This is a genomic window from Chryseobacterium shigense (assembly GCF_014207845.1).
Classification (GTDB): domain Bacteria; phylum Bacteroidota; class Bacteroidia; order Flavobacteriales; family Weeksellaceae; genus Chryseobacterium; species Chryseobacterium shigense_A.
In genome coordinates this window covers 302,912-328,492 of the sequence record NZ_JACHLC010000002.1, presented here as the reverse complement: position 1 = coordinate 328,492, position 25,581 = coordinate 302,912, and the positions used below count along the sequence as shown (strand labels likewise).

The following is a 25,581-nucleotide window of genomic DNA, read 5'->3' as shown; positions in this document are numbered from 1 at the left end:
AATTGATGAGTGATGAATGATAATTGACGAGTGATAAATGGCATTGGACAATAAGTTGCGTGCTTTTATTTATCAATTATCAATGATCTTCTATCATTTATATTTTACTCTACTTCTTCAAAGAATTTTTTAACTTTTTCCATAAGCGACTGCCCGAAAGTCAGTTTCGCTCTTCTGTTTTCCTGCTGTTCGTTTACAATAGTCTGCTCCTGAACTGCTGCTGCCGGCTGAATGGTCTGAGCTATTTCTGCCTGTGCTGCAACGGTTTCTGTTTTAGCTGGCTGCTCTTCGATGGCCTCTTCTGTTTCAGCGCCCTGTTTTTTGTCGCGGATTTTTAAACTCTCCATCAGCAAACCGATTGATGTAGCAAATTCCGGGCCTTTGAGGTACTGGTTTTTATCGTTGGCAATATATTCGTTTGCAAAACCGATTCTACTGTCAAAACCTGTTGTATAGTTGGCTAACTGACGAAGATGCTTCAGGTTGGACCCACCTCCTGTAAGAACGATTCCCGCAATCAGCTTTTTCTTTTGTTCGAATGCGCCGTAAGCTTTTAATTCTGTATTAACCATTTCCAGGATTTCTTCAACTCTGGCATTGATGATCTGTGCCAGAGTTTTAAGGGAAATTTCCTTATCCGGTCTTCCGTGAAGCCCTGGAATAGTAACAAATGTACTGTCTTTTTCCAGTTCCGGCACTGCAGAACCGAATTTTACTTTCAGCTGTTCTGCATGTTTTTCTATAATGGAGCAGCCTTCTTTGATATCTTCCGTAATAATACCTCCTCCGTAAGGAATTACGCAGGTATGACGGATGATGTTATCTTTGAAGATGGCAATATCTGTGGTACCACCCCCGATGTCTACTATGGCAACACCGGCTTCTTTTTCTTCTTTTGTGAGTACAGCTTCTGAAGACGCCAAAGGTTCCAGGGTAAGGGCTTCCATTTCAAGACCGGCTTCTCTTACACATCTTGCGATGTTTCTGATGCTTCCCATCTGTCCTACCACCACGTGGAAGTTAGCTTCCAGACGTTTTCCGTGCATTCCTACAGGTTCCTGAATTTCTCCTTCGGAATCTACCTTGTACTCCTGGGGAAGAACATGGATAATTTCTTCTCCGGGAAGCATTACCAGCTTTTTTACCTGGTCTTTAAGGGCTTCAATGTCGTCATCTGTAATAAATTTGTCCGGATGCTCACGCATAATATAGTCGGAATGCTGCAGGGAACGGATATGTTTTCCTGCAATACCTACCGTAACTTTTCGGATAGGAACTCCTGCGCTGGACTGTGCTTCTGAAACGGCTGCCTTGATTGAATTAATGGTTTGTGAAATATTGTTCACAATACCTTTATGAACTCCAAGACTTTTGGCCTTTCCAACCCCGAGAACTTCTATTTTCCCGTGTGCATTCCTCCTTCCGACAATCGCAACAATCTTTGTTGTTCCGATGTCCAGACCTACTGAATACTCTTGATTTTCCATTGTATGTCGATTTGATTTTTTTTCTACTTTTTTTCCTTTGTTTTTTGAAGCTGGATATGATCCAGTTTTTATGCTAAATCGTCTGTGAGGACTCTTTTTTACTCTACTTTTACTTTCGCCTTGGACTTTGCTGCCGCAGGTTTTTTATCTGCTTTTTTGGTTTCCTTTGGCTTGGCTGTTATTTTTGGTTTTGTCTTTTCCTTCGGTTTTGCTGAAGGGGTTTTTGTTTTTTCAGCAGTTTTAGGCAAAGCCTGCGGTTTTTTTACAGCTGCCAGAACCGGTGTTTTTGCCAGTTCTTTGTTTCCTGCTTTCAGAATGCTGTCATTTTCTTTGAAATAAGGATTCAAAGTGGTTACAATCTGGTTCTGGTATTTTACAGAAACCATGCTGTATTTTTGGGGATCCTGGAATACGAGATATTTCTCTACGAAGGTTTTCAGGCCTTTTACTTTAAATTCTATATTATCAAGATCTCCTATTTCCACTTTATAATTTCCGTCACTCGTCAGGAGGTTATAATCGTCTTTGCTTTTTGAAATTCCGATAAAGAATTTTTTACTGAAATCATCTTTATCAATCTTCTCAACCAGCTCGGCCAGTTTCTGATAATCAGCCGGTTTCACATTTCCGGTTACGAGCATGCACGGATGTGAATAGGTTTTTGAAATAGGGAATTCGATTCCTTTTCCGTCTACATAAAAATCTCTTCCGTCTTTATTTAACCTGAAAACAGGCACTCTCTGTCTGATATCCAGATACAGTTTCCCGTTCAGGTTCAAATAGACATTGGCACTATCTACAGCCGGTAAAGCATTGATCTTCTTCTCAAGTACAGGAATGTTCAGATTTCCGACTTTTCCGGAAGGGTTTTCTTTTTTTACAATTTCCCGGATATCTTTTTCATCAATGAAGTATACGGGTGTTTTTTCATTCATCTTTACAGAAATCTTATTGTCCGTAATCTTCTGGCCGCTGAATCTCTTCAACGAGAAACTCAGCAGTAACCCGAGGATGATTACCGTGACAACAATTTTTAATATTCTGTATTTATTTTTCATATTTTATTTTCAATAAACGCTATTGCCGCAAAGTTTTTTTAAGTCCGCAGAGGCGTTTCACTCAGCGGAGGCTTTGGCTTTTATAATTTATTTACAACTCTTTTTACTCCATTTTTAAACAAAACTGAATGAAAGTTTAAAATCATTCCAAGTTTTACATTTGTTATTCTCAAATAATTTAAAAGCTGAAAAAAATGATAATCATTAATCTCGGGAACAGCTTTTATTTCAATAATAACTTTATTTTCGATTAATAAATCTACTCTGAACGCTCTGTGGATCTTTAGATCTTCATATTCTATAGCAATGTCTTTTTGACTTTCTACATTTAATCCTCTGTTTTTTAATTCATAAATCAAACATTCTTCATATACATTCTCATAAAGTCCAATTCCAAGCGTACGATGTATTTTGATTCCGGCATCGAAAACAATACCTGAAATTTCATTTTCTATCATACATTATGTGTTTTTGCTGAGTGAAACGCCTTTGCGAACGAGTATTTGGGAACTTTAATTCTTTCGCGTACTCTGCGTTAAACTCATTATTTTGCTATCCATTCTGTGATAGGGTCATACAGGGTGTCAATGTTTCCTGCGCCTACGGTTAGGAGGATATCAAAATCTTTTTCTTTTATTTTTTCAAATGCACCGGACAGGTCCGATTTTTCTTTTTTATCTAAAGTCACTTTTTCCAGCAGCCAGTCAGAGGTTATTCCTTTAAAGTTTTCCTGAAGTTCTCTTGCAGGATAGATGTCGAGAAGGATGAGCTCATCAGCTTTGCTTAAACTTTCTGCAAATCCATCGGCAAAATCTCTTGTTCTGCTGAAAAGGTGAGGCTGGAAGACTACCAACAACTTTTTGTCAGGGTAAAATGTTCTGATGGAGCTCACTACCGCATTAATTTCCGTTGGGTGGTGGGCATAATCATCGATATAAATTTTACCGTTTAAATAAATATGCTTGGTATATCTTCTTTTAATTCCCTTAAAATTGGCAATCGCTTTCTTCAGGGTTTCAAAATTCACACCTAAATTATGAAGGATAGCCAATGCTGCTGTAGCATTTTCTACATTATGAATTCCCGGGATTTCCCATACAAAATCTTTTACGGTTTCAGATGGGGTATGGAAGTCAAAATAGATCTTGTCATGATCCATACGGAGATTATCTGAATAATAATCTGCTTCTTCGTTTACGGCATAGGTTTTATGGTTTCTGCCGATTTCCAGTCCTTTTCTTACAAAAAGCTGTTTGTCATCCGGGACAAGTGCGGCAAACTGTCTGAAGCCTTCTTCGATATGGTTTTTATCACCATAGATATCCAGATGGTCTGCATCTGTAGAAGTTACCACAGCCCAGTCCGGAGAAAGGTTAAGGAAACTTCTGTCATACTCATCTGCTTCTACCACGGAATATTTTGTGCCGTTGTAAAGGAAGTTGGATCTGAAATTCTCAGAAATACCGCCTAAAAAGCATGAAAACGGAAGATCGGCTTCTTTACACAGATGTGAAACCAATGTGGAAGTCGTTGTTTTTCCGTGGGTTCCTGCAACGGCAATACATTCTGTGTTTTCGGTAATCAGACCAAGAACTTTTGCACGTTTCAGAACTTCAAACAGGTTTTGATTAAAATAATCCAGAATTCCTAACGTTTTGATTGCAGGAGTATAGATCACTAATGTATTTTCCTTTTGAAGCGAAGTTATTCTTTCATCAATGAGATCTTCGAAAACAATATCAATTCCTTCTTTCATCAGTTGTTCTGTAAGCTTGGTGTTGGTTTTATCATAACCCAGCACTTTCTTACCGGAAGCATTGAAATAGCGTGCCAAAGCACTCATCCCGATACCTCCGATTCCTACGAAGTAATAATTTTGATATGTTTCTAAAATGTTCATTCTTTTTGTATTAATGTATTATGTACAATGTATTTATGTACTTTTTACAGTTTTAAATATCTCATCCACAATCTCTTTCGCTGCGTTTGGCTTGGCAAAATATTCCAGGCTCTGAGACATTTCGTTTCTTGCATTTTCACTGCCGGAAATCTCCTGTAGTGTATTCCAGAATTTTTCCTGCATTTCAGAGTCTTTTACCATTTTTGCTGCATTTTTTTCAACGAGGTTCATGGCATTTTTGGTCTGATGGTCTTCCGCTGCAAATGGGAAGGGTACCAGAAGAACCGGCTTCTTAGCTACTGCCAGCTCTGAAATGGCAATGGCTCCGGCTCTTGAAACAATGATGTCTGCAGCTGAGTAAGCCAGCTCCATATCTTTGATGAATTCCAGAATCTGGATGTTTCTGCTGTCAATATCTTTTGTTTCTTCTATAATATCTTTATAATCAAGCTTTCCTGTCTGCCAGATCAGCTGGTAATCTTTGCTGATTAAATCATTTAAATGAGCCTTCCATGCATTGTTTAATGTTCTGGACCCTAAGGAACCGCCTACTGAAAGTATGGTAAGCTTATCTTTATTCAGTCCCATTTTTTCTTTTGCTGCAGCTGTTTCCTGCATTCCTGAAATAATAGTTGAACGGATAGGATTACCCAGAAACTTTATTTTTTCAGCAGGGAAACCGTCTACTTTTGGATAAGCAGTGAAAACTGCTTTGGCTTTCTTGCTTAGGATTTTATTGGTTACACCGGCATGGGCATTCTGCTCCTGAATAAAAATAGGGATTCCCAGTTTGCTGGCTTCATATAAGGCGGGTCCGCTTGCAAAACCTCCTGTTCCTACGGCAAAGTCCGGGGCAAAATTTTTAATGATCTTTTTTGATCTGGATAAGCTTTTCAGAATTTTGAAAGGCAGTCCTAAATTGGATAAAAGATTCCCTCTGTCGATTCCGGCAATATCAATTCCTTCAATTTTATAACCAGCCTGGGGAACTTTTTCCATTTCCATTTTCCCGTTGGCTCCTATGAACAAAAATTCCGTATCAGGAAATCTTTTTCTGATTTCGTCTGCAATGGCAATAGCAGGGAAGATGTGTCCTCCTGTTCCGCCGCCGGATAATACTACTTTTAGTTTTTTGTTCATCTTTATTTTGTTGCTGATATCAGTTTTGAATTAAGCGATATCATTAATTTCTGCTACACTCTGTTTTTTGCCCATTCCTTCTTCATCATATATCTGGATCCTTGAGCTTATATTTAAAATAATTCCGAGCTGGAGGTAGGTTACCAGCATGGAGGTTCCTCCGTAACTTATCAGTGGCAGCGGCTGTCCTGTTACCGGGATCAGGTTTACAGCTACCGCAATATTTACTGAAAGCTGTATGAAGATCATCACTCCGAGACTGAGCACGAGCAACGATCCGAAAAAGGCAGGCATTTTACTTGCGATCATCACAATCCTGATCATCATAATGAGATACAGACTTATGAGGAAGGCTGCTCCAATCAATCCATATTCTTCTACAATTACGGCAAAAATAAAGTCGGAGGCGGACTGCGGAAGCATTTGCTTTAATGCACTTTTTCCGGGTCCCATTCCGGTAATTCCACCATGAACGATAGCGGCTTTGGCCTGCATTACCTGATAGTTTTTTGCTTTTACGCTTTCATCGTCAACATCAGCAGTTTTTGCTTTACTTGATGTGAATGTCTCGATACGGCTCATCCATGTATGAACACGGTTTCCGCCGATGAGGTTGGTGTTTAATGCAATAATCAGAAATAGGACAATAGCTATAAATGATGCTGAAATGAAACCTGCGATGTATTTCCAGTGGAGCTGCCCTATTACGAGAACAACTACAGAAACCATCAGGATCATCAATGCGGTGGAACCGTTGTCTTTTGCAACGAGCACAAATACCAGAAGAATGGGTCCGAAGATATACATGATATTTTCTATCGGAAGTCTTTCTCTTGTTATCTTTTTGGTCAGATATCTGCAGAGATAAATGATCAGCATCAAAAATGCAAATGATGACGGCTGGAAGGAGATGGGTGTTCCGGGGATTTTCAGCCATCTTGAAGCACTGGCCCCATCAATGGTCTGTCCTGTAAACATAGTGACTACGAGTAGCACAATCATTAAACCAAGCAGAATGCTGCTGAGCTTTCCGATGTACTCATACTTTATGACTCCAACAACCCTCATGATCACCAGACCCAGTACCACAAAGAACATATGTTTGATAACGTGACCTGTAGTGGTTCCGTTATTCACTATATATTCCAGATTTGAACTTGCAGAATATACAGGGAAGATAGAGAAAATGGAGATCACAAGGATAACCATCCAAAGTACTTTATCGCCCTTTAGAAATTCAATTCTGTTTTCTGTGTTCTGTTCGTCCATATTTTTTGTATTCATGTATTGATGTACAATGTATTTATGATTTTGCAATTAGCTTTTAATCATTAATACATTCATCCTTTTTACATTTCTTTTAATACCTGTTCTTTAAACTGTTTTCCCCTGTCTTCGTAGCTTTTGAAAAGGTCAAAACTTGCACAGCATGGAGAAAGTAAAACGGTATCTCCGCTTTTTGCCAGTGATTTTGATATTTTCACGGCTTCTTCCATACTTGAAGTATCATAGATGAATTCCTTTTTATCTTTAAAGAAGTCTATGATCTTCGTGTTATCTATTCCTAAGCAGACAATTGCTTTTACTTTTCTTTTAACGAGCTCTTCAATTTCTGTATAATCATTTCCTTTATCCAATCCTCCTACGATCCAGACTGTTGGGGTTTTCATACTTTCCAGGGCGTAATAGGTTGCATTTACATTGGTTGCCTTGCTATCGTTGATGTATTTTACACCGTTGGTTTCCGTTACGAATTCAAGCCTGTGTTCTACCGCCTGGAAAGTCATCAGGGAATTTCTGATGCTTTCGTTGTTGATTTTCAATATTTTACCGGCTATAGACGCGGCTAAACTATTGGCAACATTGTGATTTCCAAGAAGAGAAAGTTCATCAATTTTCATTGAGAATTCGTCCTGTACTTTTACCACGATCTGATCACCATCAATAAAACCTCCTTCAGATAATTTCTCTTTCGTAGAGAAAGGGATCATCTTTGCCTTAATTTCTAATTTTTCAAGAATGTTTTTGCTCATTTCATCATCTTTGTTGTAGATGAAGAAATTGTCGTTTTCCTGATTTTCAGCAATTCTGAACTTGGCTAAAGCATATTCCTCATAGTTGTAGTTGTACTGGTCCAGGTGATCCTGAGACAGGTTCAGCAACAGAGAAATATAAGGTCTGAAGTTCTGAATATCATCTAATTGGAATGAACTTACTTCCAGGACATAATATTCATGGTTTTCATCAGCAACCTGTCTGGCAAAACTGTATCCTATGTTTCCTCCCAGTCCTACGTTTAATCCGTCATTTTTCAGGATGTAGTAGATCAGGGAAGTTGTTGTTGTTTTTCCGTTGCTTCCTGTAATGGCTATGATCTTGGCATCGGTATATTCTGAAGCAAATTCAATTTCAGAGGAAAGTCTGATTCCTTTGTCATGAATTTTATGAATGATCTCTGCTTTTTTTGGAATTCCCGGGCTTTTTACGATCCAGTCGGCATTTAAAATTCTTTCTTCGTTGTGGTTTCCTTCTTCAAATTCAATTTCATTTTCGGTTAAAAACTGCTTATAGTTATCCTTAATAGCTCCTTTGTCTGAAAGAAAAACTTCCAGACCTTGTTTTTTCGCTAAATAAGCAGCTCCGCATCCGCTCTCTCCACCTCCTAAAACAACTATTTTCATATTTATTTATAATTTAATGATTGAAGGATTTAATGATTCAAAATTTTTTAAATTCTTCAATATTTAAATGATTGGTTATCTCATTTTTAATGTGATCAGGCATACAATAGCCAGCATTACCCCGATGATGATCATTCTGTTTACGATCTTACTTTCATGGAAGCCTCCCTTCTGATAATGGTGGTGTAATGGTGACATTCTGAAAAACCTGTTATTCTGGGCATATTCCAACCCGTATTTCTTTTTTCTGTATTTGAAAACAACCACCTGTAGCATGACAGATATGTTTTCAATCAGGAAGATTCCACATAAAACAGGAATCAAAAGTTCTTTTCTTAAAATAATGGCTAATACGGCAATCACCCCTCCAAGCATCAAACTTCCTGTGTCTCCCATAAAAACCTGCGCCGGATAGGTATTGTACCAGAAGAAGCCGATCACGGCACCTACCATCGCAACGGCAAAAATGGTTGTCTCTCCCATATTCGGCAGGAACATGATATTGAGGTAATCTGCAAAGATGATGTTTCCGGAAAGGTAGGCAAACAGGGCAAGGGTGAGCAGTATCACTACACTGGTTCCTGCGGCAAGGCCGTCGATTCCGTCTGTGATATTGGCTCCGTTTGATACAGCTGTTACGATGAAAATAACAATCGGGATAAAGACAATCCATGCCCATTCGTGAGCATCTTTATCATTCATCCAGAACAGGATTCCGCTGTAATCGAATTCATTGTTTTTGGCAAACGGCACAGTAGAAACAGTGATTTTTTCTGTCGGCATAAAGTTTTGCTCAACATTGTTTCTGTTCACCACTTTTGCATCTGCATATTTTCTTTTCACCGTGATATCCGGGTGGAAATACATTGTAATTCCGACAATCAGCCCTAATCCGACCTGGCCTACGATTTTAAACTTTCCGCTCAGTCCGTCTTTATTTTTCTTTATTTTCTTTAAATAATCATCAAGGAAACCTATAGAACCCATCCATAACATTGAAACCAGAAGCAGAACAATATATACATTGGTAATTCTTGTAAAGAGCAGCACCGGAATAATGGTTGCAATAATGATGATAAGCCCTCCCATAGTTGGGGTTCCTTCTTTCTGCTTTTGCCCGTCCAATCCAAGGTCACGTACCAGCTCACCCATCTGTCTTGCACGCAGGTAGTTGATGATCCTTTTTCCGTATACAAGAGCAATAATCAGAGAAAAAAGCACGGCAATACCGGCACGGAAAGAAATGTATTTCAGCATTCCTAATCCCGGAATATGGATTCCCTGGCTTGTTAGATATTCGTATAGATAGTATAACATGTTTCCTTTTTTAATCTAATTTTATTTGCTCATTAGCTTCCAAAGCTCGTTGATGGTTTCTTTGTCATCAAAATGATGTTTTACACCATTAATTTCCTGATAGTTTTCATGGCCTTTTCCGGCGACTAAAACAATATCTCTAGGTTCTGCAAACTTAATTGCCATTTTTATAGCTTCTTTTCTGTCCGGAATTGAAGTGTATTTGCTGAAGTTCTGAGGTTCAACACCTGCTTCAATTTCTTTGATGATCTGTGCAGGATCTTCTGTTCTCGGATTGTCTGAGGTGATGATTGCCAGTGTTGATTTTTTAGTGGCAATATTTCCCATTTCAGGCCTTTTCGAGTGATCCCTGTCGCCTCCGCATCCGAAAACGGTGATCAGTCTTTCGTTTTTTGTTCTGATATCATTAATGCTGTCCAGAATATTTTCCAGAGCATCCGGCGTATGTGCATAATCTACGATGAAGAAAATTCCTCCGTCCGATTTGAAGGTTTCGAATCTTCCGGAAACTCTTTTCAGTTTACTGATGGCCTGTAAAATTTCATCCTGCTCAAAACCAAGCTCTGAAGCAATTCCGAAAACCAACAGAAGGTTGTAAACATTGAATTTTCCTGTCAGTGTGGTCCAGAATTCTTTTCCGTTGAAGTTCAGCAGCATTCCGTTGAAATCAATTTCTAAGGATTTTCCGTGGTAATCTGCCATAGTTTTCAGAGCGTAAGACTTTTTGTTTGCCTTTGTGTTCTGAAGCATTACCATTCCGTTTTTGTCATCTACATTGGTGATGGCTACGGCAGTATTTTCCAGTTCATCAAAGAATCTTTTCTTCGTTTTCAGATATTCATCGAAGGTTTTATGATAGTCCAGGTGGTCATGGGTAAGATTGGTGAAACCGGCCACTTTAAAATGCAGACCTTCAATTCTGTTCTGGTTGATTCCGTGGGAACTTACTTCCATAAAAGCAAATTCACAGCCTTCTTCAACTGCCTGGGCTAAAATTTTATTAATGGTAATAACATCAGGAGTGGTATGGGTGGCGGGAATAATTTTCTCACCGATTCTGATCTCTACAGTAGAAAGCAATGCTGAATCATAGCCTAAATTTTTGAATACATCAAAAAGAAGGGTAGATACAGAGGTTTTTCCATTGGTTCCGGTAACTCCGATTAGTTTAAGTTTCTGGGATGGATTTCCATAGAAATTGGATGCTAAATGTCCTAAAGCTTTAGATGAATCTTTTACCTTCACATAGGTTACATTTTCATTCAATGTTTCCGGGAATTCTTCACATACTACTGCTTTTGCACCTTTTTCAACAGATGATGCAATGTATGAATGTCCGTCTGCAACGGTTCCTCTCACTGCAATATAGAGTGAGTTTTCCGTAACCTTCCTGCTGTCGAAAACCAATTCCGAAATCTCACGGGAATCATCACCATGAATTTCTAAAACCGGAATCCTCTTTAATAATTCTGTTATTATCATTTTTATACTCGACAGGAATTCCTGTCATTTTAATTGTCTTAAGACTGTCTTTAATTTTAATTCTGCAGAGACAAATAAATTCTCTGGTTCTTGCTGATTACCGTGCCTTCCAATGGGAACTGTTCTTTGATTCTTCCAACTCCTTTATAGTCAACTCTATAACCTAAATTTTCCAGCTGTGGGATGATGTTTTTTCCAATCAGTCCAACCACGCTTGGCATTTGTTTATTATTTACTGCTATTTTCACATTAGGCTCCACCATTTTGCTTAGGTTTACCTTTCTGTCTACAAGCATTTCTTTTTCAATATTCTGAGGCGTTTTCAGGAATGTTTTTCCTGCAATTTCCTTAAATACAGGCGCTGAAACGGAACCTCCGTAAAATCCTTTTGCCGTATTCGGTTCGCTGATCATCACATAACAGGTGTATTTGGGATGATCGGCAGGATAAAAACCGGCAAATGAGGCGCGGTACTTCATCGGGCCAGGCAGCCAGTATTCAAACCTTGCGGTTCCTGTTTTTCCTGCCATTTTCAGGTTGGGAGTAAAGATGCTTCGTCCGGTTCCTTTTTCTACGGCTTTGGTGAGTGCACTGGTCATCATTTTAATGGCTTTTTCAGAGGCCATTTTATTCACCATTACTTCAGGTTTAGCGCTGTACATTACTTTTCCGTCTTTCATGATTTTATCGATGAATAGAGGTTTAAGCATTTTGCCGCCGTTGGCAACCCCGTTATAAAAGGTGGTTAACTGTAACAGGTTAATATTTGATGAATATCCGTAGGAAATAGAAGCGAGTGTTGCAGCGTTCCATCTTTTATTTTGCGGTGTTACGATTTTCGGTTTTGTAATTCCCGGAAGCTCGATATCCATTTTATCAAATAATTTCCATCTTTTCAGGTGGTCAAGGAATATTTGTGGCTTGTCTGCATAATACTTTGTAATAAGTTTTGCAGTTCCCACGTTACTTGATTTTGCCAAAACATCACTTATATCATAGGTTCCTCCGCCGTGACCGTCTGAAATCCTTTGCTTGGCATAGGTCCAGACTCCTCCTCCTACATTTACGGTTGTGTTTTCGTCAATGAATCCATCATCCATTGCTGCCAAAAGAGAAATCGTTTTAAAGGTAGAGCCGGGTTCGATATTGTCTTTTAACGCATAGTTGTATGAGTCTTCATATTCTCCTGAATCTGTTCTTCTCAGGTTAACCAAGGCTTTTACTTTTCCGGTTTCCGTTTCCATCACGATTACTGTTCCGTGCTTGGCTTCAAAGGTGATTAATTGCTTCTCTAATGCGGAGTGTGCAATGTCCTGAATTCTAAGGTCTAGGGTTGTATAAACGTCTTCTCCATCCACCGGTTCTTTTACTTTCCAGTAATCGATAGGTTTCCATTGGGATGAGTTGATTCTCTGCTCCAGTCTTTTACCATCGGTTCCGGTAAGATATTTTGAAAAAGCGCCTTCCAGCCCTGCCTTCACTTCGCCATTGTCCATTCCGATGGTTCCGGCTCCGATTTCGGACGTGGCAAGCTCTCTCTTATAATTTCTGTCTACAATAAATCCGCCTTTATTTTTACCTCTTTTAAAGATCGGGAAGTTCCTGATTCTGTCGTACTGGTCAAAATCAAGACCTTTTACCAAAGTATAGTACTGGTTTTTCTTTTTCTTCTGCTCATCAAATTTTTGCCTGAATTCTCCTCTGGATTTTCCAAACATTTTGCTTAAAGAATCTGTCAGCGCACCAATATTATTGCTGTAGATCGTATCTTTCATTGTTTTGAAATCAAGATAGATGTCGTAGCGCATTACGGTTGTGGCCAGAATTGATCCGTCTGAAGCAAAGAGGTTTCCGCGGGCAGCTTTTAGCGTTGCTTCACGGTAATTTTTATTAATATAATCGTCTTTAATTTCCTGAACGTTAGTGTTTTGCAGGATCACTATTCTTGCGAGGAACATCACAAATACGCATAGAGCTCCCACTGCGAAGAGGTAACCCCACCTTAACGTTTTTTTACGTTTGTTATCGTATTCATTTTGTTTTTGCATCTGTACTGTCTAGTTTTATAAGGAGTTTATGAGGATGGTTTTCAAGGGTCATCAATGAATCCTTTGCCACTTCTTTCCCCAGTTCCGATTCCATTTTTACTTTGATCAGCTTACTCTGGGCGTAAGCGTTTCTCGATTTATATTCTTCTGTTTCTTCTTTTAGTGCATTGACAATTTTAATCTTCTTGTTGACAAGGTGATTGCTGTAAATCATTGCCATCATAAGGACGAACAACAGTAAAAAATATTTGTAATGAGTTTTGATCTCATCACGGTTCAGGAAGTTTCCTTTTATAATGTCTATAAAAGTGAGCTTTTTCTGAGGGCGGTTTGTTGTTCTTTTTGCCAAAATTTTTATCTCAATTTGCTTTATGGTGAATTCACTGTGCTTGTCAATAATCGGTTTCAATATTCACAATCGGCTGTTCACTCATTCAGCTTTATACTTTAATTCCTGTTCTCATTTTTGCACTTCTTGCTCTTGAATTTTCTTCGATCTCTTTATCATCCGGGATGATCGCTTTACTCTTAAGCAATTCAAATACCTTTTTATAATTTCCGTATATATCTCTTTCCTGTTCTCCTTCAAACATTCCGTTTTTCAGGAATCTTTTTACCAAACGGTCTTCTAATGAATGGTAAGAGATCACCACAAGTCTTCCTCCCGGTCTTAAAATATTGAGAGCCTGAACAAGCATTTCTTTTAATGCTTCAAGCTCCTGGTTTACTTCTATTCTTATCGCCTGGAAAAGCTGCGCATAGAATTTATTCACCTTATGAGGCGGAATATAACTAAAAAGCTTTTTCAGGTCCTCGGTCGTGTTTATGACTTTTGTTTTTCTGTGATGAACAATGTCTCTTGCCAGCTTTCTTGCTTCTCTCAGTTCACCGTAGTGATAAAAGATATCGGCAAGTTCAGTTTCTTCATATTCATTAATGACTCTCTTGGCATCAAGGCTCTGCATCACGTTCATTCTCATGTCCAGAGGGGCATTGTTTCTGGTAGAAAAACCTCTTTCCGCCTCATCGAACTGATGGGATGAAACACCGAGGTCTGCCAATACGCCGTCAATCTGGGAAAAACCATACATCAGCAGGGAGTTTTCCAGAAACCTGAAATTCTGATTAACGAGCGTGAATCTCGGGTCATCAATTGTATTTTTAAGGGCATCCAGATCCTGGTCAAAACTGAAAAGTTTTCCTTTCTCTGAAAGTCTGCTCAGGATTTCTCTTGAGTGCCCTCCTCCTCCAAAAGTGCAGTCCACGTATATTCCGTCAGGATTCGTCACCAAATCATCAACGCTCTGCTTCAATAAAACGGGGTTGTGGTACATACTTAATTGTGTTTTTACCTTGCTTTTCGGCAAGTGCGGTTTATTCTTCATCGAAAGAGCCCATCACATCTTCGGCCAGGCTTGCAAAATCAGCTTCGTTGGTAGAAATTACCTTTTCATAGGCATCTTTATCCCAAATTTCAAAAAGCTCTCCTGCACTGGTAATTACAGTGTCTTTCTGAAGGTTTGCAAAATGAACCAGATCTTTTGAGATCTGAAGTCTTCCTGCATTATCCAGTTCCACTGTTTTTACACCTGCCGTAAACATTCGAATGAAATCAGCATTCTTTTTAATGAATCTATTCAATTTATTTATCTTGCCCATCAGCTTATCCCAGGCATTCATGGGATAGACTTCGAGGCAAGGTTGGAACACAGACCTTTTGACTACAAACGCCTTATCGTCGAAGTTTTCCATCTGTTTGATCAGGGAGGAGGGAACTTTTAAACGGCCTTTGTCGTCAATTTTACACTCATATGTTCCAATGAAATTTTTCATTTGGGACAAATTTATATAATAATTTCCAAAATTTCCCACTTTTTCCCACTTTTTGACTTAATGTTAATAAGTTTTATAAAAGATTCAATTTAAACGGGGTAAGTGTTTGATATTTTGAATGTTGTGAAAAGTCTTATTTAAGCCATAGCAATGAGGTTTTGAAAAAAGTAAAGAAAAAGGGTGATATTATATTATTTTTACTTTAAATTAGGGTAATCAAAATTTTTTTGAGGTTTAATTTGTATTTTTGCAGAGCTTTATTAAGGCATTTTATGATATTTAGTACAAAAAAAGAAAAGAAATATACTTTTGTAGAGGCGGGAGAAGGACATCCATTGGTGCTGTTGCACGGTTTAATGGGTGGTTTGAGTAATTTCGATAAGATGGTAGATTTTTTTTCGGAAAAAGGATTCAAGGTATATGTACCTCAGTTACCTATCTACGATCTGCCCGTACTTAATACTAATCTTACCACTCTTGCAAAATATATTATCAAATTTATAGAAAGTCATATCTCCGAACCTGTCACTATTGTAGGAAACTCTATGGGGGGACATGTGGGGCTTATTATGACTTTGGCAAGACCGGATCTGGTAAAGAATCTTGTATTAACAGGGAGCTCGGGACTGTATGAAAGAACTTTCGGAGACAGTTTCCCCAGGAAAAATGACCGTTCTTATATAAGAAAGAAAACAGAAGAGGTTTTTTATGATCCTGCTGTTGCCACAGAAGACCTTGTAGATGAAGTGTTTTCTGTAGTGAATGACAGAATGAAGGGCATAAAGACGGTAATGCTTGCAAGAAGCGCTATCAAACATAATATGCTGAACGATCTTCCTAAGATTCTGACGCCAACCTGTCTGATCTGGGGAAAACAGGATAATGTAACACCTCCTGAAGTGGCCGAAGATATGCATAAGTTCATTCCAAATTCAGATTTGTTCTGGATCGAGAAGTGCGGGCATGCCGCCATGATGGAAAAGCCTGATGAATTTAATGAAATTCTCTACAGCTGGTTAAAAGACAAAGTTTAAACAAATAATAATAAGCCATTAAGAGTTTTCTTAATGGTTTGTTTTTCTAAAAAATATTCAAGATGGTTATTAAAACCGCAAATTTTATAAAAAGCAGTGGAAAATGGCAGGAATGCCCTGAACCTGTTATTCCGGAATATGCTTTTATTGGAAGGTCCAATGTTGGAAAATCCTCACTGATCAATGCCATGATGAATCATAAGGATCTGGCAAAGACTTCAGGAACTCCGGGGAAAACGCAGCTGATCAATCATTTTTTAGTGAATGAGGAATGGTATCTGACGGATTTGCCGGGTTATGGATATGCAAAAGTTTCAAAATCTATAAGAAAGGATTTTGAGAAGCTGATTACCAATTATATTTTAAACAGGAAAAACCTGGTGAACCTTTTTGTTTTGGTAGATTCCCGTCACAATCCACAAAATATTGACCTGGAGTTTATCCAATGGTGCGGAGAAAGCGGGATTCCTTTTTCAATTGTTTTTACAAAAGTTGATAAGCTGAAGCCGAATGTTGCCATTCAGAATGTAGAAAACTATAAGAATGAATTGCATAAAACCTGGGAGGACCTTCCGGAGCTGTACGTAACTTCTGCGGAAAAGAAAACAGGAGGGGATGAAATCCTGGCTTTCATCCAGAAGACCAATGATTTTTTAAAGAATAATAACATCAGTTTCGATGAGTAGTATAATCTGGAAGATTAAAATCTTCAATGAATTTACGGTTCCTGAACTGTATGCTATTCTGAAAGCAAGAATTGATGTTTTTGTGATTGAACAGAACTGTCCTTATCCTGACCTTGATAATTATGATCAGAAGGCTGTTCATATCTGGGCTGAAGAGGATGGAGAAATCCTTGCTTACTGCCGTGTGTTTGATAAAGGAATCAAGTATGATGAAACTTCTTTGGGGAGAGTTCTTACAACGGAAAAGGCGAGAGGAAAGAATCTTGGCCGGCAGTTGATCAAATACGCTGTAGAAATTATAGAAAACCGTTTCCATACTTCTGAAATAAAGATTTCAGCGCAGGATTATTTATTAAGATTCTACTCTGAATTCGGGTTTATAGATACGGGAAAGAAATATCTGGAAGATGATATTCCGCATACGGAAATGATTAGAAAATAAAAAAGCGAAGAGAAATCTTCGCTTTTTATGTTGTGAGTATGTTAAGGAGGTGTCTGGCCTGTATTCCCACCAGTGTTTCCGCCATTTCCGTGGCCGTTTCCATTTCCACCACCATTTCCATCAGTAAGATCAATTTCCTGACTGCTTACCTGAGTGGTTATCTGACTTTGACTGCTGTAAAATGCATTCGTATCCTTTTCCGGAGACATTAAGCCGAACAGCATAAGAATAAATTGTATCATATTATTTTGAATTAATAAGGTCTAAAATACAAAAAGCAAAGATATCTCTCTGCTTTTATGATGAAAGATTTTAGTTTTGGGCTGTATTAGTTGCAGCCGGAACAATATGACCTGTCTACATATTGTTTAGTACTGCCGCTATAGTAATAGCATCCTCCTCTGGAACCTACATAGAGTTTATTTCCGCCATAGGTACACCCTCCTCCGCTTTGGGAATAGTAATAGGATCCTGATCGGTTGGAAGCTGAACTTTTCCTGTTTTTATTTTTCTTTGCTTTTTTCTTTTGATTTTTGGAAGATAATTCTGTTTTGGAAACGGTATTGTTGGCCATTCCAGTATAGTAAGCCGGAAGGAGCAAGCCAGCAGCCAGCAGTGTTGTGAATAGTAGTTTTTTCATGAGTATTATTTTTTATTAAATTTTTTAAAAACTCCAACGATCAAATAAATGATCGTTGGAATAGAGCTAAGCGTATTGAATTAGCTCCCAAGTAACAGAATTACCGCCATAAGGGGGCATTCTATTACCTTTGGCAATTGGTGCTGTTGTGGATGGAGTTCCCACAACTTTCCAGACGCCTGATTCAGGACATTCTTCTCCTGTTTTTGCTTTTGTACCTATTGGTTTTTTCGACATGTTAAAAAATTTTATTGGTTTAACATCTCAAAAGTATGAAGCCTGAAAATCTCTTCCTTACGGAAATCCGTAAAACGAAAAAACCTTTCAAAAAACTTGAAAGGTTTGTATGAATTTTAAAAAGATTTTAAATAATTCCCAGGTCTTTACAGAAAGCAACAAGCTGTTCATTGCTGGAAACTTCAAGATCTTCCTTCAGGCTGTTTAATTTTTTTTCTACACTGCTCAGGCTATTGGGCTTAATATCTTTTTCCTGAAGGTGCAAGGGAATGTTCTTTTGTAAAATTCCTTTTGAAAGAAGAGAAACCAAGGTGATGTCATAATTGGAAAACTCATAACTGTTCAGTTTTTTGACTTCCCGTTTTAAATCGAGCGACAGATAATTTTCGTTAATAAAAACAGAAGCAATAGACCTTTTTAATTCTTTGGAATCATTTCTTGCCTTACGGACATACCCGTTGATTTTGAATTTATTAAATAAAGAATCAATAATCCCTGATTTATGTTCCGCAGAAAAAACAATTACTTTTAAGGAGGGCTGTAATTCCTTGACCTTTTGAATTAAATCTCTTCCGTCTTTAAGCTTTTGTTCCCGGTGATCTTCTTCATAGTAAAGGTCTGTAATCAGAAGGTCATAAGGAGCTTCATCGCGGATGGCTTTTTGAACTTTTGCCAGCGCATCGTCACAATAATACACATAATCAACATTTAGGATGTTGAGTTCTTCCAATGTTTTCTGTATAGAAATGCTGATACTTTCGTGATCTTCGGCGATTAAAATTTTTTTGAACATTCTTTTTGGGCTTTTAGGAAACAGGAAATGAAATATTGATCTTCAGTCCTTTTTCAGATTTATTGTCAAAAATAATTTCTCCGCGAATAGCAGCAATACGGGTTCCCGTATTTGTCAATCCGTTTTTATGAATAATATCTCCGGAAATACCGATTCCGTTGTCTGAATACTGAATTTTAATAGAATCGTCAATTCTTTCAAATTTATAAATAACCCGGGAAGCATAGCTGTGTTTTTTCATATTGACCAAAAGTTCCCTGATGATCTGGTAAATGTCTTCAAAGACGGATTGAGAAATTCCGCTCCAGATTTCATTTTCGTTTCCTACGGTGTAAGTTTCTGTATTTTCATTCTTAAAGGAAGCGATAAGACGTGAGATTTTTTCTTTGTAATCTTTTTTATCATTTTCAGGATCGGGCTTTTCATAAGAAATATCTCTGGATTTTTCATATACGAATTCCAGCTCATCAAGGGTCTCTTCTTTGTCAAAATGTTCCTGGTTTTCTATTTTGGTCATCACCTGGTAAATACCGTTGGCTACTACATCGTGAACTCTTTTGGAGAGTTTGAGCTGTGTATTTTTTACTTCAAGCTCTTTTTCCTGCTGAAGCCTTTTCTTTCTTCTTTTGTTCCAGAAAAAACCTCCTATTAAAACTATGGATAAAGTACCTAATCCAATATTTCGTTGTAATAACTGAATTTCTTTTTCTGCATTTTGTGCTTTTATTTTTTCAACATCAAAACGGATGATTGCAAATTGATTTTTTGCTTTACTTCTTGCCGTTTGTATGCTGTCATTAATGAAATTAAATCTTTTAAAGTTCTCTAAATAATTTTTAGGATCTAAATTAATTATCCGTTTTAATGCTTGAACCTTATCATCAGGACTTTTAATTTTCTCTGCAGTAAGTAATAATTGATTGGCAAAAAACAATGACCTTTCTTGATTTTTGTCTGCGAAATAATCTGATATAGTTGCAAAACTGGAATTTTGTTCGACAGTTTCTTTCAATCTGGATCTTATTTCCAGCGCCTTATATAGTTCGGGTAAAGGATTATAATTTTTATCTTCTAAAAATTTAGCTTTTGCTAAATTGTTTAACGCTCTTGAATAATTAGTACTGTCTTTTGCTAAGAGTGCATTATTTAGATATTGTTGTGCAAGTTTGGTTTTTCCCTGAAGTATTAATACGTCACCTATATTATTGTAAATAATGAATTTATTTTCACCAATGTTAGCATATTTCAATGCCTGAATATAAAATTTTGCTGATTCATCATAATTTTGCAGAAATGAAGACGAAATTGCCATATTATTATAATTGGATACAAGAGTGCTTCTGATTGTACTATCTCTCTCATTTTTTAAGAGGTTATTAGCCTCTAATGATGTTTCAATACTCCCGTAAAAATCACCTTTTTTGGATTGTAATATTGCCATGTTAACGAGTGATTTGGCAGCTCCTATTGAATCGTGATCTTTCAAATAGTCACTTTTTGCTAAATTGTAGTAATAAAATGCTGAGTCTGTAATATTTGAATCTCTGAACTTTCTTGCTTCTTTATAAAATGTATTATCAAGAGTTAAATTTTTTTTCCTACACGAAAATAATAAAAGGAATATTAATAAAAAGAAGAATATTTTTTGCATGGAATTGGTTTTATTCTGCAAAATAATAAAAAGAGCAGATTTATACAATCTGCTCTTCTTTAATATTATGGCTGAGTGAAAGGTGGAGGTATCTGGCCTGTGTTTCCACTAATTGGCCCGCCATTTCCGTCTCCGTCTCCCGGATTTGTCAGCTGAACCGTTATCTGAGGCTGATTATTATTACATGATGCTGTATTCGTGTTGTTATTTGGAAATGCTAATCCCAGTAGCATCAATATTAATTCTAACATTGTTTAAAAATTTAAAAAATTGGCATTGGTGCTCTTCCCTGCGAAACAGATCACAAGCAGTGTTACACGGATAAAAAATTTCGAAGCGCTTCTTAAATTTTTGGGAAGTAAACCTTCAAAAACGGAGGAGAAACATCTGCTTCCCAACCCGGAGTTTTCCTCCGTTTTATCTGGTGATTTTGAAATCAGTTTTGTAAATTTGTTTTATAATGTTTTGTTTGTCACTGATTTCTGAAACAAAGGTGCGACAAATGATGACGCATGTGTTAGACAAAGCATGGACATCGATAGACAGAGTATGGACAGGAATTTCGTTATGGGAATCCGTAATGCGACATGGTCGAAAATCACCTATTTTGTAATTGCCTTTAAAAACTAATTATGTCCAAGAAAAAACTACTAATTCGTGAAGTATTTGAAAAAATTAAACGAACATCTCCAAGAGATACTAAAAGCGGATGGGCGGATGATCTTTCAGATGATCTTGAGAAAAAACTGAATTTTACCATATCTGCCAAAACCCTTTCCAGGTACTATGATTCGTTTGTGGGAGAAACAAGTAAGGAAACGGGCATAGAAACTCTTGTGCTCAATAAATTAAGCCAGTATCTGGAGTATGAAGACTTTGAAGACTTTTCCAGAACCTTTATTAAGGAAGATGAACCCGTTAATAAAACAACCGTGAAGATTAACGTGAATGAAGATGAAGAGTCAATAACAGATAAATTTTCAAAGCTGATCATCAATATTACCAATGAGCAGAATTTCAAGATGCCAGAGTTTGTAAAACAAAACGGAATAGGAATCTTGGGATTACTTCTTATTGGTTCTGTCTTTATTGGGCATTATATGGGAATTGATAAGAAAAATAAAGCCAATGTTCAGTATTTAGGATCTTTTACAGGAGGAGAACCGCTGATAGAGAAAAACTGTATGTATTGGGATAAAAGCGAGTATAAGCTTGCAGACTGTTCAGATAAAAACCCACATCATGATTTAAAACCTGTAGATTCGGTACTGCTGAAACATTTCAAAAGGATTAACAGAAAGGATACTTTGACTATTAATAATGCGTTAGGAGTCACTTGGTATTCAAAATTTTACGGGAATGTAGAATTTTTTACAATGGATGGGGAAGACCCTGATAATGGAAGAGAATTGCGGGCATCAACAGCTTATATTATTGACAAATATGCCGGCAAATAGTGCTAAAGAGTAATAAAAAACGGGGACGATCATTGATCGTCCCCGTTTTTTATGGCTGAGTAAATGGAGGAGGTGTTTGTCCTGAATTTCCTCCAACCGGTCCACCCTCATTATTCTCAAAACTACCAACTATATTTTGAGGCCTATGAGAAATGGTATTATTTTGTTCTTTGTTCATGCTGCCGGAAGATAAAAATCCGATGAGCACTAAGATAAAATTGATCATGGTATTTTGTTTGACATTATTTACGTGGTGGGGGAGTTTGCCCGGTTTCTCCGCCAGTGTCCTGCATGTTTTGTTGTACACTTCCGGCAATTTGAGCTTGATTGCTATAGTCTGCCGTTGTATTGTTAAGATTGCCTGCAGAAGACAACCCAAACAGCAATAAAATTAATTGAATCATGTTTATTTTTTTAAATTATGGTTAATTCCAAATATTTCAGAACGTTTACGCCTCATTCAGCATTCCCAGTTCCCCAAAATATTTTTTGAACTTCTGGATTTTTGGACCTACTACAGCACTGCAATATGGCTGTGTTGGGTTCTCGTTGTAGTAACCCTGGTGATACTGCTCTGCGGACCAGAACTTCTCAAACGGGGTAATTTCTGTTACATATTTTCCGGGCCATCTTCCTGATTCTTCAGATTTTTTAAGAGCCTCTTCAGCTTTTACCTTCTCCGCATCGTCTTTATAATAAATTACAGAACGGTATTGTGTTCCGATATCGTTGCCCTGCCTGTTCAGTTGGGTAGGGTCGTGAAGGAAGAAAAATACATCCATCAGCTGTGCATAAGAAATGATTGTAGGGTCAAAAGTGATCTGTACCACTTCTGCATGACTGGTTTCACCTGTACACACTTCTTCATAAGTAGGGTTGTCTTTATGACCTCCGGAATACCCCGAAATGGCAGATTCTACACCTTTCAGCATATTGAAGCAGCTTTCCACACACCAGAAGCATCCACCTCCGAAAGTAACCTGCTCTAAATTGTTATTATCCATTATTCGTTAGTTATTTTATTGATAGTTTTTTCCCGCAAATACACAGAAGTGAGTTAAAAACCAATCAAAAATATGAAAAACTTTTTCATTTTGTGAGAGAAGCCCAATGATTTAAAGCATAATTGATATTGTGTTTTTTAATTGCTGAAAAAGCAGATATTTAAGAGTAAATTAAAAAGAAAAATATTTTTATTCCCCAGACTTTCCGGATTCATAGGAACCATTATATTAAGAAATTTTAGAATTATATTCATAATAAAGCATAGAAATAATACACCAACATCTGTGAAAATCCGTGCCATCTGTAGTATATTACAATTCACATCGCTTAATTAAGATTGAAAAGCCTGTTCAAACAAAAAGCACCCTAAAAAGGATGCTTCTATATTTCTTAGATGTAATGTTCTGTTATTTTTCCCAAACCAAAGCACTTGCCCCAAGAATGGCAGCATCTGCTTCGTCCAGTTCACTGAAAACCAGTTTTACTTTATTTCTGAAAATCGGAAGAAGGTTTCTTTCCATATGCAGTTTGGCAGGCTTTAAAATAAATTCACCGGCCTTGATTACTCCACCAAATAAAAGGATGGCTTCCGGAGAAGAAAACATAACGAAATTTGCTAATGCTTCACCCAGTTTTTGCCCCGTATACCTGAAAACCTCAATAGAAATCGGGTCGCCTTTCAATGCACATTCATGAACGGTTTTAGAATTGATTTCCTCTTCAGGGTACTGGTTCAGTAAAGATTCAGGGAATTCGGCCCTCATTTTTTTTGCTGTAATTGCTATTCCTGTTGCGGAGGCATAAGCTTCCAGGCTTCCTTCGGATCCTGTGCTCCAGTGCTTTCTTCCGCCCGGTTTTACAATGGTGTGGCCCAGTTCTCCGGCAAAACCGTCATGGCCGTAAATAAGGCTTCCGTTAGAAATAATTCCACTGCCTACACCTGTTCCCAAAGTGATCATAATAAAATCCTTCATACCGCGTGCTGCACCGAAAAGCATTTCTCCAAGAGCTGCTGCATTGGCATCATTGGTGATGGTACACGGCAGGTTGAATTTGGCTTTCATCATTTCACTGAAAGGAATTAATCCTTTCCACGGTAAATTGGGAGCCTGCTCTATGGTTCCTTTATAGTAGTTGGCGTTGGGAGCACCTACTCCGATTCCGTCAAAGTTTTTTTCTGCACCATGCTTATCGATGAGGGGCTTAACCTTCTCGTACAAAGCATCGATAAAATCTTCCACTTTGTTGTATTCATCAGTTCTCAGACTTCCTTTTTCAAGAACTTCACCGCGGTGGTTTACCACTCCGAATTTTGTATTCGTTCCGCCTATATCAATTCCGAGGGCAACTTGTTTTGATAAATCTATTAATGACATTTCTATTTTTAAAGGGTTAAAAATATAAAAAAGATTGTATTAATGAATTATTAACAAAACTTTTATTTAAAAAACTTTTAAACCGTTTTAGCCGTTTTCTTTTTTCTCCTTCCCCACCAGATCATAAATCCGGTTACAGGCAACGAAGCACATATAAGACTGACAATGAATGCAATGATCTTTGTAGGCAGCCCTAATATAGCTCCTACATGGATGTCATAATTGGCACTTACTGTTTTCTCACCAAAATTTTTATCCTTTGGATCGTGGGTGTGAAGCAGTTCTCCTGAATTTTCATCAAAGATAAGACTGCTGCTTTTGTGATAGGAATAAGAAAGATGTTTCACATAAACTTCGAAATTGGGATGTTCATGATCGTCCATATGTTCGTGCCCAAGATCGATGGCAAAACCGAAAGAGTCTGGATATTTTTCATTTACGGTTTTAATGACTTTGTCCAGCGTTCCTTCGTTCCGCATTTCTATCGGGGCTTTGGTCTTTATATGGGAAAAATCCGGGTATTTCGTTTCTCCACCGGAAAATATTACATAAACCATGGCCTGAACAACGAAGAATGCATAGAATAAACCAGTGATCGAGAAAATCAACGCGAAAATAGAAGCATAAAAACCAAGAACATTATGCAGATCGTAATTTTTTCTTTTCCAGCTTTTTATGTTTTTCCATCTGAAAGAGAAACGCTGTTTTTTGGCTGCTTTGTTTTTAGGCCACCAGAGAACAATTCCGGTAATGAGCATAATTACGAAGATAATAACAGGAATTCCCACTACATACGTTCCCCAGTCCTGCTTCAGTAAAAAGCTCCAGTGGATCATCTTTACAATATTGAAGAAGCCGTTCTTTTCATCATACATCCTGAGAACTTTTCCGGTATAAGGATTTACGTAGGCTGCTTTATAAACAGGAAACTCATCAAAATAATTCCAGGCATCCGTATTATGTTCATACCAGTAAAATACATAGGACATCTTTTTATCTATCGGGATATTGACCCAATGGACGGGATATTTTTCTTTTACCTGTTCCGCAACAGCCTTTTCCATTACTCTGATGGGTAAAACCTGTTTCTGTTCTATATTCTGCTCGTTATGATAAATAACATCTTTTCTGGTGATGTTTTCTATTTCATCCTTGAATACATACAGCGCCCCGGTAATGGAAATGATAAAGATAAGAAAACCAATCCCCAGACCAAACCACAGGTGCAGTTTGGCAGTCCATTTTTTAAAAAAACCGGGCTTTTTTTTATGATGATGTTTTTTCTTCATATCGCAGTTCAAAGTCTTGCAAAGA

At 37.7% G+C, this 25,581-nt stretch carries 28 protein-coding genes; 4 read left to right on the top strand and 24 right to left on the bottom strand.

Annotation, left to right across the window (positions count from 1 at the left end; genetic code table 11):
• Window positions 1-104 precede the first annotated feature (104 nt).
• The 13 genes from ftsA to mraZ all read right to left on the bottom strand — a co-directional run bounded on the left by ftsA (window position 105) and on the right by mraZ (window position 14,946).
• A complete protein-coding gene (gene ftsA, locus HNP36_RS11255; RefSeq protein ID WP_184163177.1) occupies window positions 105-1,487 on the bottom strand; it encodes a cell division protein FtsA in 1,383 nt (460 codons plus the stop codon).
• Between the two features lie 98 nt (window positions 1,488-1,585).
• On the bottom strand, window positions 1,586-2,545 hold the full coding sequence (locus tag HNP36_RS11250) for a cell division protein FtsQ/DivIB (RefSeq protein WP_184163174.1): 960 nt from the start codon (window positions 2,543-2,545) through the stop codon (window positions 1,586-1,588).
• Between the two features lie 80 nt (window positions 2,546-2,625).
• Window positions 2,626-3,003, bottom strand: a complete 378-nt coding sequence (locus HNP36_RS11245; protein WP_184163171.1) for a GxxExxY protein — start codon at window positions 3,001-3,003, stop codon at window positions 2,626-2,628.
• Between the two features lie 86 nt (window positions 3,004-3,089).
• Window positions 3,090-4,445: a UDP-N-acetylmuramate--L-alanine ligase gene (gene murC, locus HNP36_RS11240; RefSeq protein ID WP_184163169.1), complete on the bottom strand. Its 1,356-nt coding sequence runs from the start codon at window positions 4,443-4,445 to the stop codon at window positions 3,090-3,092.
• A 33-nt stretch (window positions 4,446-4,478) separates the two neighbouring features.
• Window positions 4,479-5,585, bottom strand: coding sequence for an undecaprenyldiphospho-muramoylpentapeptide beta-N-acetylglucosaminyltransferase (murG, locus tag HNP36_RS11235; protein ID WP_184163166.1), 1,107 nt, complete (start codon window positions 5,583-5,585; stop codon window positions 4,479-4,481).
• A gap of 30 nt (window positions 5,586-5,615) precedes the next feature.
• Window positions 5,616-6,854: an FtsW/RodA/SpoVE family cell cycle protein gene (locus tag HNP36_RS11230; protein ID WP_184163163.1), complete on the bottom strand. Its 1,239-nt coding sequence runs from the start codon at window positions 6,852-6,854 to the stop codon at window positions 5,616-5,618.
• 80 nt (window positions 6,855-6,934) lie between these two features.
• Window positions 6,935-8,266, bottom strand: a complete 1,332-nt coding sequence (gene murD / locus HNP36_RS11225) for a UDP-N-acetylmuramoyl-L-alanine--D-glutamate ligase (RefSeq protein ID WP_184163161.1) — start codon at window positions 8,264-8,266, stop codon at window positions 6,935-6,937.
• 75 nt (window positions 8,267-8,341) lie between these two features.
• Complete coding sequence (mraY, locus tag HNP36_RS11220; protein WP_184163157.1) at window positions 8,342-9,583, bottom strand: phospho-N-acetylmuramoyl-pentapeptide-transferase; 1,242 nt, start codon at window positions 9,581-9,583, stop codon at window positions 8,342-8,344.
• Between the two features lie 21 nt (window positions 9,584-9,604).
• Window positions 9,605-11,065 (bottom strand): UDP-N-acetylmuramoyl-L-alanyl-D-glutamate--2,6-diaminopimelate ligase, encoded by a 1,461-nt coding sequence (locus HNP36_RS11215; RefSeq protein ID WP_184163154.1) that lies wholly within the window; start codon window positions 11,063-11,065, stop codon window positions 9,605-9,607.
• Between the two features lie 56 nt (window positions 11,066-11,121).
• Complete coding sequence (locus tag HNP36_RS11210; RefSeq protein WP_184163151.1) at window positions 11,122-13,113, bottom strand: penicillin-binding transpeptidase domain-containing protein; 1,992 nt, start codon at window positions 13,111-13,113, stop codon at window positions 11,122-11,124.
• A complete protein-coding gene (locus HNP36_RS11205; RefSeq protein WP_184163148.1) occupies window positions 13,097-13,462 on the bottom strand; it encodes an FtsL-like putative cell division protein in 366 nt (121 codons plus the stop codon). The genes HNP36_RS11210 and HNP36_RS11205 overlap by 17 nt, the downstream gene beginning before the upstream one ends.
• 91 nt (window positions 13,463-13,553) lie before the next feature.
• Window positions 13,554-14,447, bottom strand: a complete 894-nt coding sequence (gene rsmH, locus HNP36_RS11200) for a 16S rRNA (cytosine(1402)-N(4))-methyltransferase RsmH (protein WP_184163145.1) — start codon at window positions 14,445-14,447, stop codon at window positions 13,554-13,556.
• Between the two features lie 40 nt (window positions 14,448-14,487).
• Complete coding sequence (gene mraZ / locus HNP36_RS11195; RefSeq protein ID WP_184163142.1) at window positions 14,488-14,946, bottom strand: division/cell wall cluster transcriptional repressor MraZ; 459 nt, start codon at window positions 14,944-14,946, stop codon at window positions 14,488-14,490.
• 272 nt (window positions 14,947-15,218) lie between these two features.
• Here mraZ and HNP36_RS11190 point away from each other — a divergent pair, with 272 nt between their 5' ends.
• The 3 genes from HNP36_RS11190 to HNP36_RS11180 all read left to right on the top strand — a co-directional run bounded on the left by HNP36_RS11190 (window position 15,219) and on the right by HNP36_RS11180 (window position 17,108).
• Window positions 15,219-15,980, top strand: coding sequence for an alpha/beta fold hydrolase (locus HNP36_RS11190; protein WP_184163139.1), 762 nt, complete (start codon window positions 15,219-15,221; stop codon window positions 15,978-15,980).
• 62 nt (window positions 15,981-16,042) lie between these two features.
• On the top strand, window positions 16,043-16,666 hold the full coding sequence (gene yihA / locus HNP36_RS11185; protein WP_184163136.1) for a ribosome biogenesis GTP-binding protein YihA/YsxC: 624 nt from the start codon (window positions 16,043-16,045) through the stop codon (window positions 16,664-16,666).
• Complete coding sequence (locus HNP36_RS11180; RefSeq protein WP_184163133.1) at window positions 16,659-17,108, top strand: GNAT family N-acetyltransferase; 450 nt, start codon at window positions 16,659-16,661, stop codon at window positions 17,106-17,108. The genes yihA and HNP36_RS11180 overlap by 8 nt, the downstream gene beginning before the upstream one ends.
• A gap of 41 nt (window positions 17,109-17,149) precedes the next feature.
• Here HNP36_RS11180 and HNP36_RS11175 read toward each other — a convergent pair whose 3' ends face one another.
• From HNP36_RS11175 to HNP36_RS11150, 6 genes are all read right to left on the bottom strand, one after another.
• Window positions 17,150-17,350, bottom strand: coding sequence for a hypothetical protein (locus HNP36_RS11175; protein WP_184163130.1), 201 nt, complete (start codon window positions 17,348-17,350; stop codon window positions 17,150-17,152).
• Between the two features lie 86 nt (window positions 17,351-17,436).
• Entirely contained in the window at window positions 17,437-17,748 is a 312-nt protein-coding gene (locus HNP36_RS11170) for a hypothetical protein (protein ID WP_184163128.1), read from the bottom strand.
• A gap of 66 nt (window positions 17,749-17,814) precedes the next feature.
• Complete coding sequence (locus tag HNP36_RS11165) at window positions 17,815-17,985, bottom strand: hypothetical protein (protein WP_184163125.1); 171 nt, start codon at window positions 17,983-17,985, stop codon at window positions 17,815-17,817.
• 127 nt (window positions 17,986-18,112) lie between these two features.
• Window positions 18,113-18,778, bottom strand: a complete 666-nt coding sequence (locus tag HNP36_RS11160; RefSeq protein WP_184163122.1) for a response regulator — start codon at window positions 18,776-18,778, stop codon at window positions 18,113-18,115.
• A gap of 13 nt (window positions 18,779-18,791) precedes the next feature.
• A complete protein-coding gene (locus HNP36_RS11155) occupies window positions 18,792-20,264 on the bottom strand; it encodes a tetratricopeptide repeat-containing sensor histidine kinase (RefSeq protein ID WP_184163120.1) in 1,473 nt (490 codons plus the stop codon).
• Between the two features lie 230 nt (window positions 20,265-20,494).
• Window positions 20,495-20,680 (bottom strand): hypothetical protein, encoded by a 186-nt coding sequence (locus HNP36_RS11150; protein WP_184163117.1) that lies wholly within the window; start codon window positions 20,678-20,680, stop codon window positions 20,495-20,497.
• 381 nt (window positions 20,681-21,061) lie between these two features.
• Here HNP36_RS11150 and HNP36_RS11145 point away from each other — a divergent pair, with 381 nt between their 5' ends.
• Window positions 21,062-21,886 (top strand): hypothetical protein, encoded by an 825-nt coding sequence (locus tag HNP36_RS11145; protein WP_184163114.1) that lies wholly within the window; start codon window positions 21,062-21,064, stop codon window positions 21,884-21,886.
• Between the two features lie 49 nt (window positions 21,887-21,935).
• Here the strand turns inward: HNP36_RS11145 and HNP36_RS11140 are convergent, their stop codons facing one another.
• The 5 genes from HNP36_RS11140 to HNP36_RS11120 form a co-directional block, all read right to left on the bottom strand.
• Entirely contained in the window at window positions 21,936-22,112 is a 177-nt protein-coding gene (locus HNP36_RS11140; RefSeq protein WP_184163111.1) for a hypothetical protein, read from the bottom strand.
• A gap of 16 nt (window positions 22,113-22,128) precedes the next feature.
• The gene (locus HNP36_RS11135) at window positions 22,129-22,290 is read right to left on the bottom strand and encodes a hypothetical protein (RefSeq protein WP_184163109.1); all 162 of its coding nucleotides are present in this window, start codon (window positions 22,288-22,290) and stop codon (window positions 22,129-22,131) included.
• 45 nt (window positions 22,291-22,335) lie between these two features.
• Window positions 22,336-22,890 (bottom strand): peptide-methionine (S)-S-oxide reductase MsrA, encoded by a 555-nt coding sequence (msrA, locus tag HNP36_RS11130; protein ID WP_184163106.1) that lies wholly within the window; start codon window positions 22,888-22,890, stop codon window positions 22,336-22,338.
• Window positions 22,891-23,298: 408 nt separating this feature from the next.
• Window positions 23,299-24,267, bottom strand: a complete 969-nt coding sequence (locus HNP36_RS11125) for an ROK family protein (RefSeq protein WP_184163103.1) — start codon at window positions 24,265-24,267, stop codon at window positions 23,299-23,301.
• 77 nt (window positions 24,268-24,344) lie between these two features.
• On the bottom strand, window positions 24,345-25,556 hold the full coding sequence (locus tag HNP36_RS11120) for a PepSY-associated TM helix domain-containing protein (RefSeq protein WP_184163100.1): 1,212 nt from the start codon (window positions 25,554-25,556) through the stop codon (window positions 24,345-24,347).
• Window positions 25,557-25,581 lie beyond the last annotated feature (25 nt).

Excerpts from the sequence above, each read along its gene's own strand:
- HNP36_RS11250 (WP_184163174.1), bottom strand. The coding sequence starts at position 2,545 with ATGAAAAATAAATACAGAATATTAAAAATTGTTGTCACGGTAATCATC.
- rsmH (WP_184163145.1), bottom strand. The coding sequence starts at position 14,447 with ATGTACCACAACCCCGTTTTATTGAAGCAGAGCGTTGATGATTTGGTG.
- HNP36_RS11165 (WP_184163125.1), bottom strand. The coding sequence starts at position 17,985 with ATGTCGAAAAAACCAATAGGTACAAAAGCAAAAACAGGAGAAGAATGT.
- HNP36_RS11245 (WP_184163171.1), bottom strand. The coding sequence starts at position 3,003 with ATGATAGAAAATGAAATTTCAGGTATTGTTTTCGATGCCGGAATCAAA.
- murG (WP_184163166.1), bottom strand. The coding sequence starts at position 5,585 with ATGAACAAAAAACTAAAAGTAGTATTATCCGGCGGCGGAACAGGAGGA.
- HNP36_RS11150 (WP_184163117.1), bottom strand. The coding sequence starts at position 20,680 with ATGTTAGAATTAATATTGATGCTACTGGGATTAGCATTTCCAAATAAC.
- mraY (WP_184163157.1), bottom strand. The coding sequence starts at position 9,583 with ATGTTATACTATCTATACGAATATCTAACAAGCCAGGGAATCCATATT.
- HNP36_RS11175 (WP_184163130.1), bottom strand. The coding sequence starts at position 17,350 with ATGATACAATTTATTCTTATGCTGTTCGGCTTAATGTCTCCGGAAAAG.
- murD (WP_184163161.1), bottom strand. The coding sequence starts at position 8,266 with ATGAAAATAGTTGTTTTAGGAGGTGGAGAGAGCGGATGCGGAGCTGCT.
- HNP36_RS11170 (WP_184163128.1), bottom strand. The coding sequence starts at position 17,748 with ATGAAAAAACTACTATTCACAACACTGCTGGCTGCTGGCTTGCTCCTT.
- HNP36_RS11180 (WP_184163133.1), top strand. The coding sequence starts at position 16,659 with ATGAGTAGTATAATCTGGAAGATTAAAATCTTCAATGAATTTACGGTT.
- HNP36_RS11125 (WP_184163103.1), bottom strand. The coding sequence starts at position 24,267 with ATGTCATTAATAGATTTATCAAAACAAGTTGCCCTCGGAATTGATATA.
- HNP36_RS11160 (WP_184163122.1), bottom strand. The coding sequence starts at position 18,778 with ATGTTCAAAAAAATTTTAATCGCCGAAGATCACGAAAGTATCAGCATT.
- HNP36_RS11140 (WP_184163111.1), bottom strand. The coding sequence starts at position 22,112 with ATGATCAATTTTATCTTAGTGCTCATCGGATTTTTATCTTCCGGCAGC.
- HNP36_RS11210 (WP_184163151.1), bottom strand. The coding sequence starts at position 13,113 with ATGCAAAAACAAAATGAATACGATAACAAACGTAAAAAAACGTTAAGG.
- ftsA (WP_184163177.1), bottom strand. The coding sequence starts at position 1,487 with ATGGAAAATCAAGAGTATTCAGTAGGTCTGGACATCGGAACAACAAAG.
- mraZ (WP_184163142.1), bottom strand. The coding sequence starts at position 14,946 with ATGAAAAATTTCATTGGAACATATGAGTGTAAAATTGACGACAAAGGC.
- HNP36_RS11215 (WP_184163154.1), bottom strand. The coding sequence starts at position 11,065 with ATGATAATAACAGAATTATTAAAGAGGATTCCGGTTTTAGAAATTCAT.
- msrA (WP_184163106.1), bottom strand. The coding sequence starts at position 22,890 with ATGGATAATAACAATTTAGAGCAGGTTACTTTCGGAGGTGGATGCTTC.
- HNP36_RS11135 (WP_184163109.1), bottom strand. The coding sequence starts at position 22,290 with ATGATTCAATTAATTTTATTGCTGTTTGGGTTGTCTTCTGCAGGCAAT.
- murC (WP_184163169.1), bottom strand. The coding sequence starts at position 4,445 with ATGAACATTTTAGAAACATATCAAAATTATTACTTCGTAGGAATCGGA.
- HNP36_RS11190 (WP_184163139.1), top strand. The coding sequence starts at position 15,219 with ATGATATTTAGTACAAAAAAAGAAAAGAAATATACTTTTGTAGAGGCG.
- HNP36_RS11145 (WP_184163114.1), top strand. The coding sequence starts at position 21,062 with ATGTCCAAGAAAAAACTACTAATTCGTGAAGTATTTGAAAAAATTAAA.
- HNP36_RS11230 (WP_184163163.1), bottom strand. The coding sequence starts at position 6,854 with ATGGACGAACAGAACACAGAAAACAGAATTGAATTTCTAAAGGGCGAT.
- yihA (WP_184163136.1), top strand. The coding sequence starts at position 16,043 with ATGGTTATTAAAACCGCAAATTTTATAAAAAGCAGTGGAAAATGGCAG.
- HNP36_RS11120 (WP_184163100.1), bottom strand. The coding sequence starts at position 25,556 with ATGAAGAAAAAACATCATCATAAAAAAAAGCCCGGTTTTTTTAAAAAA.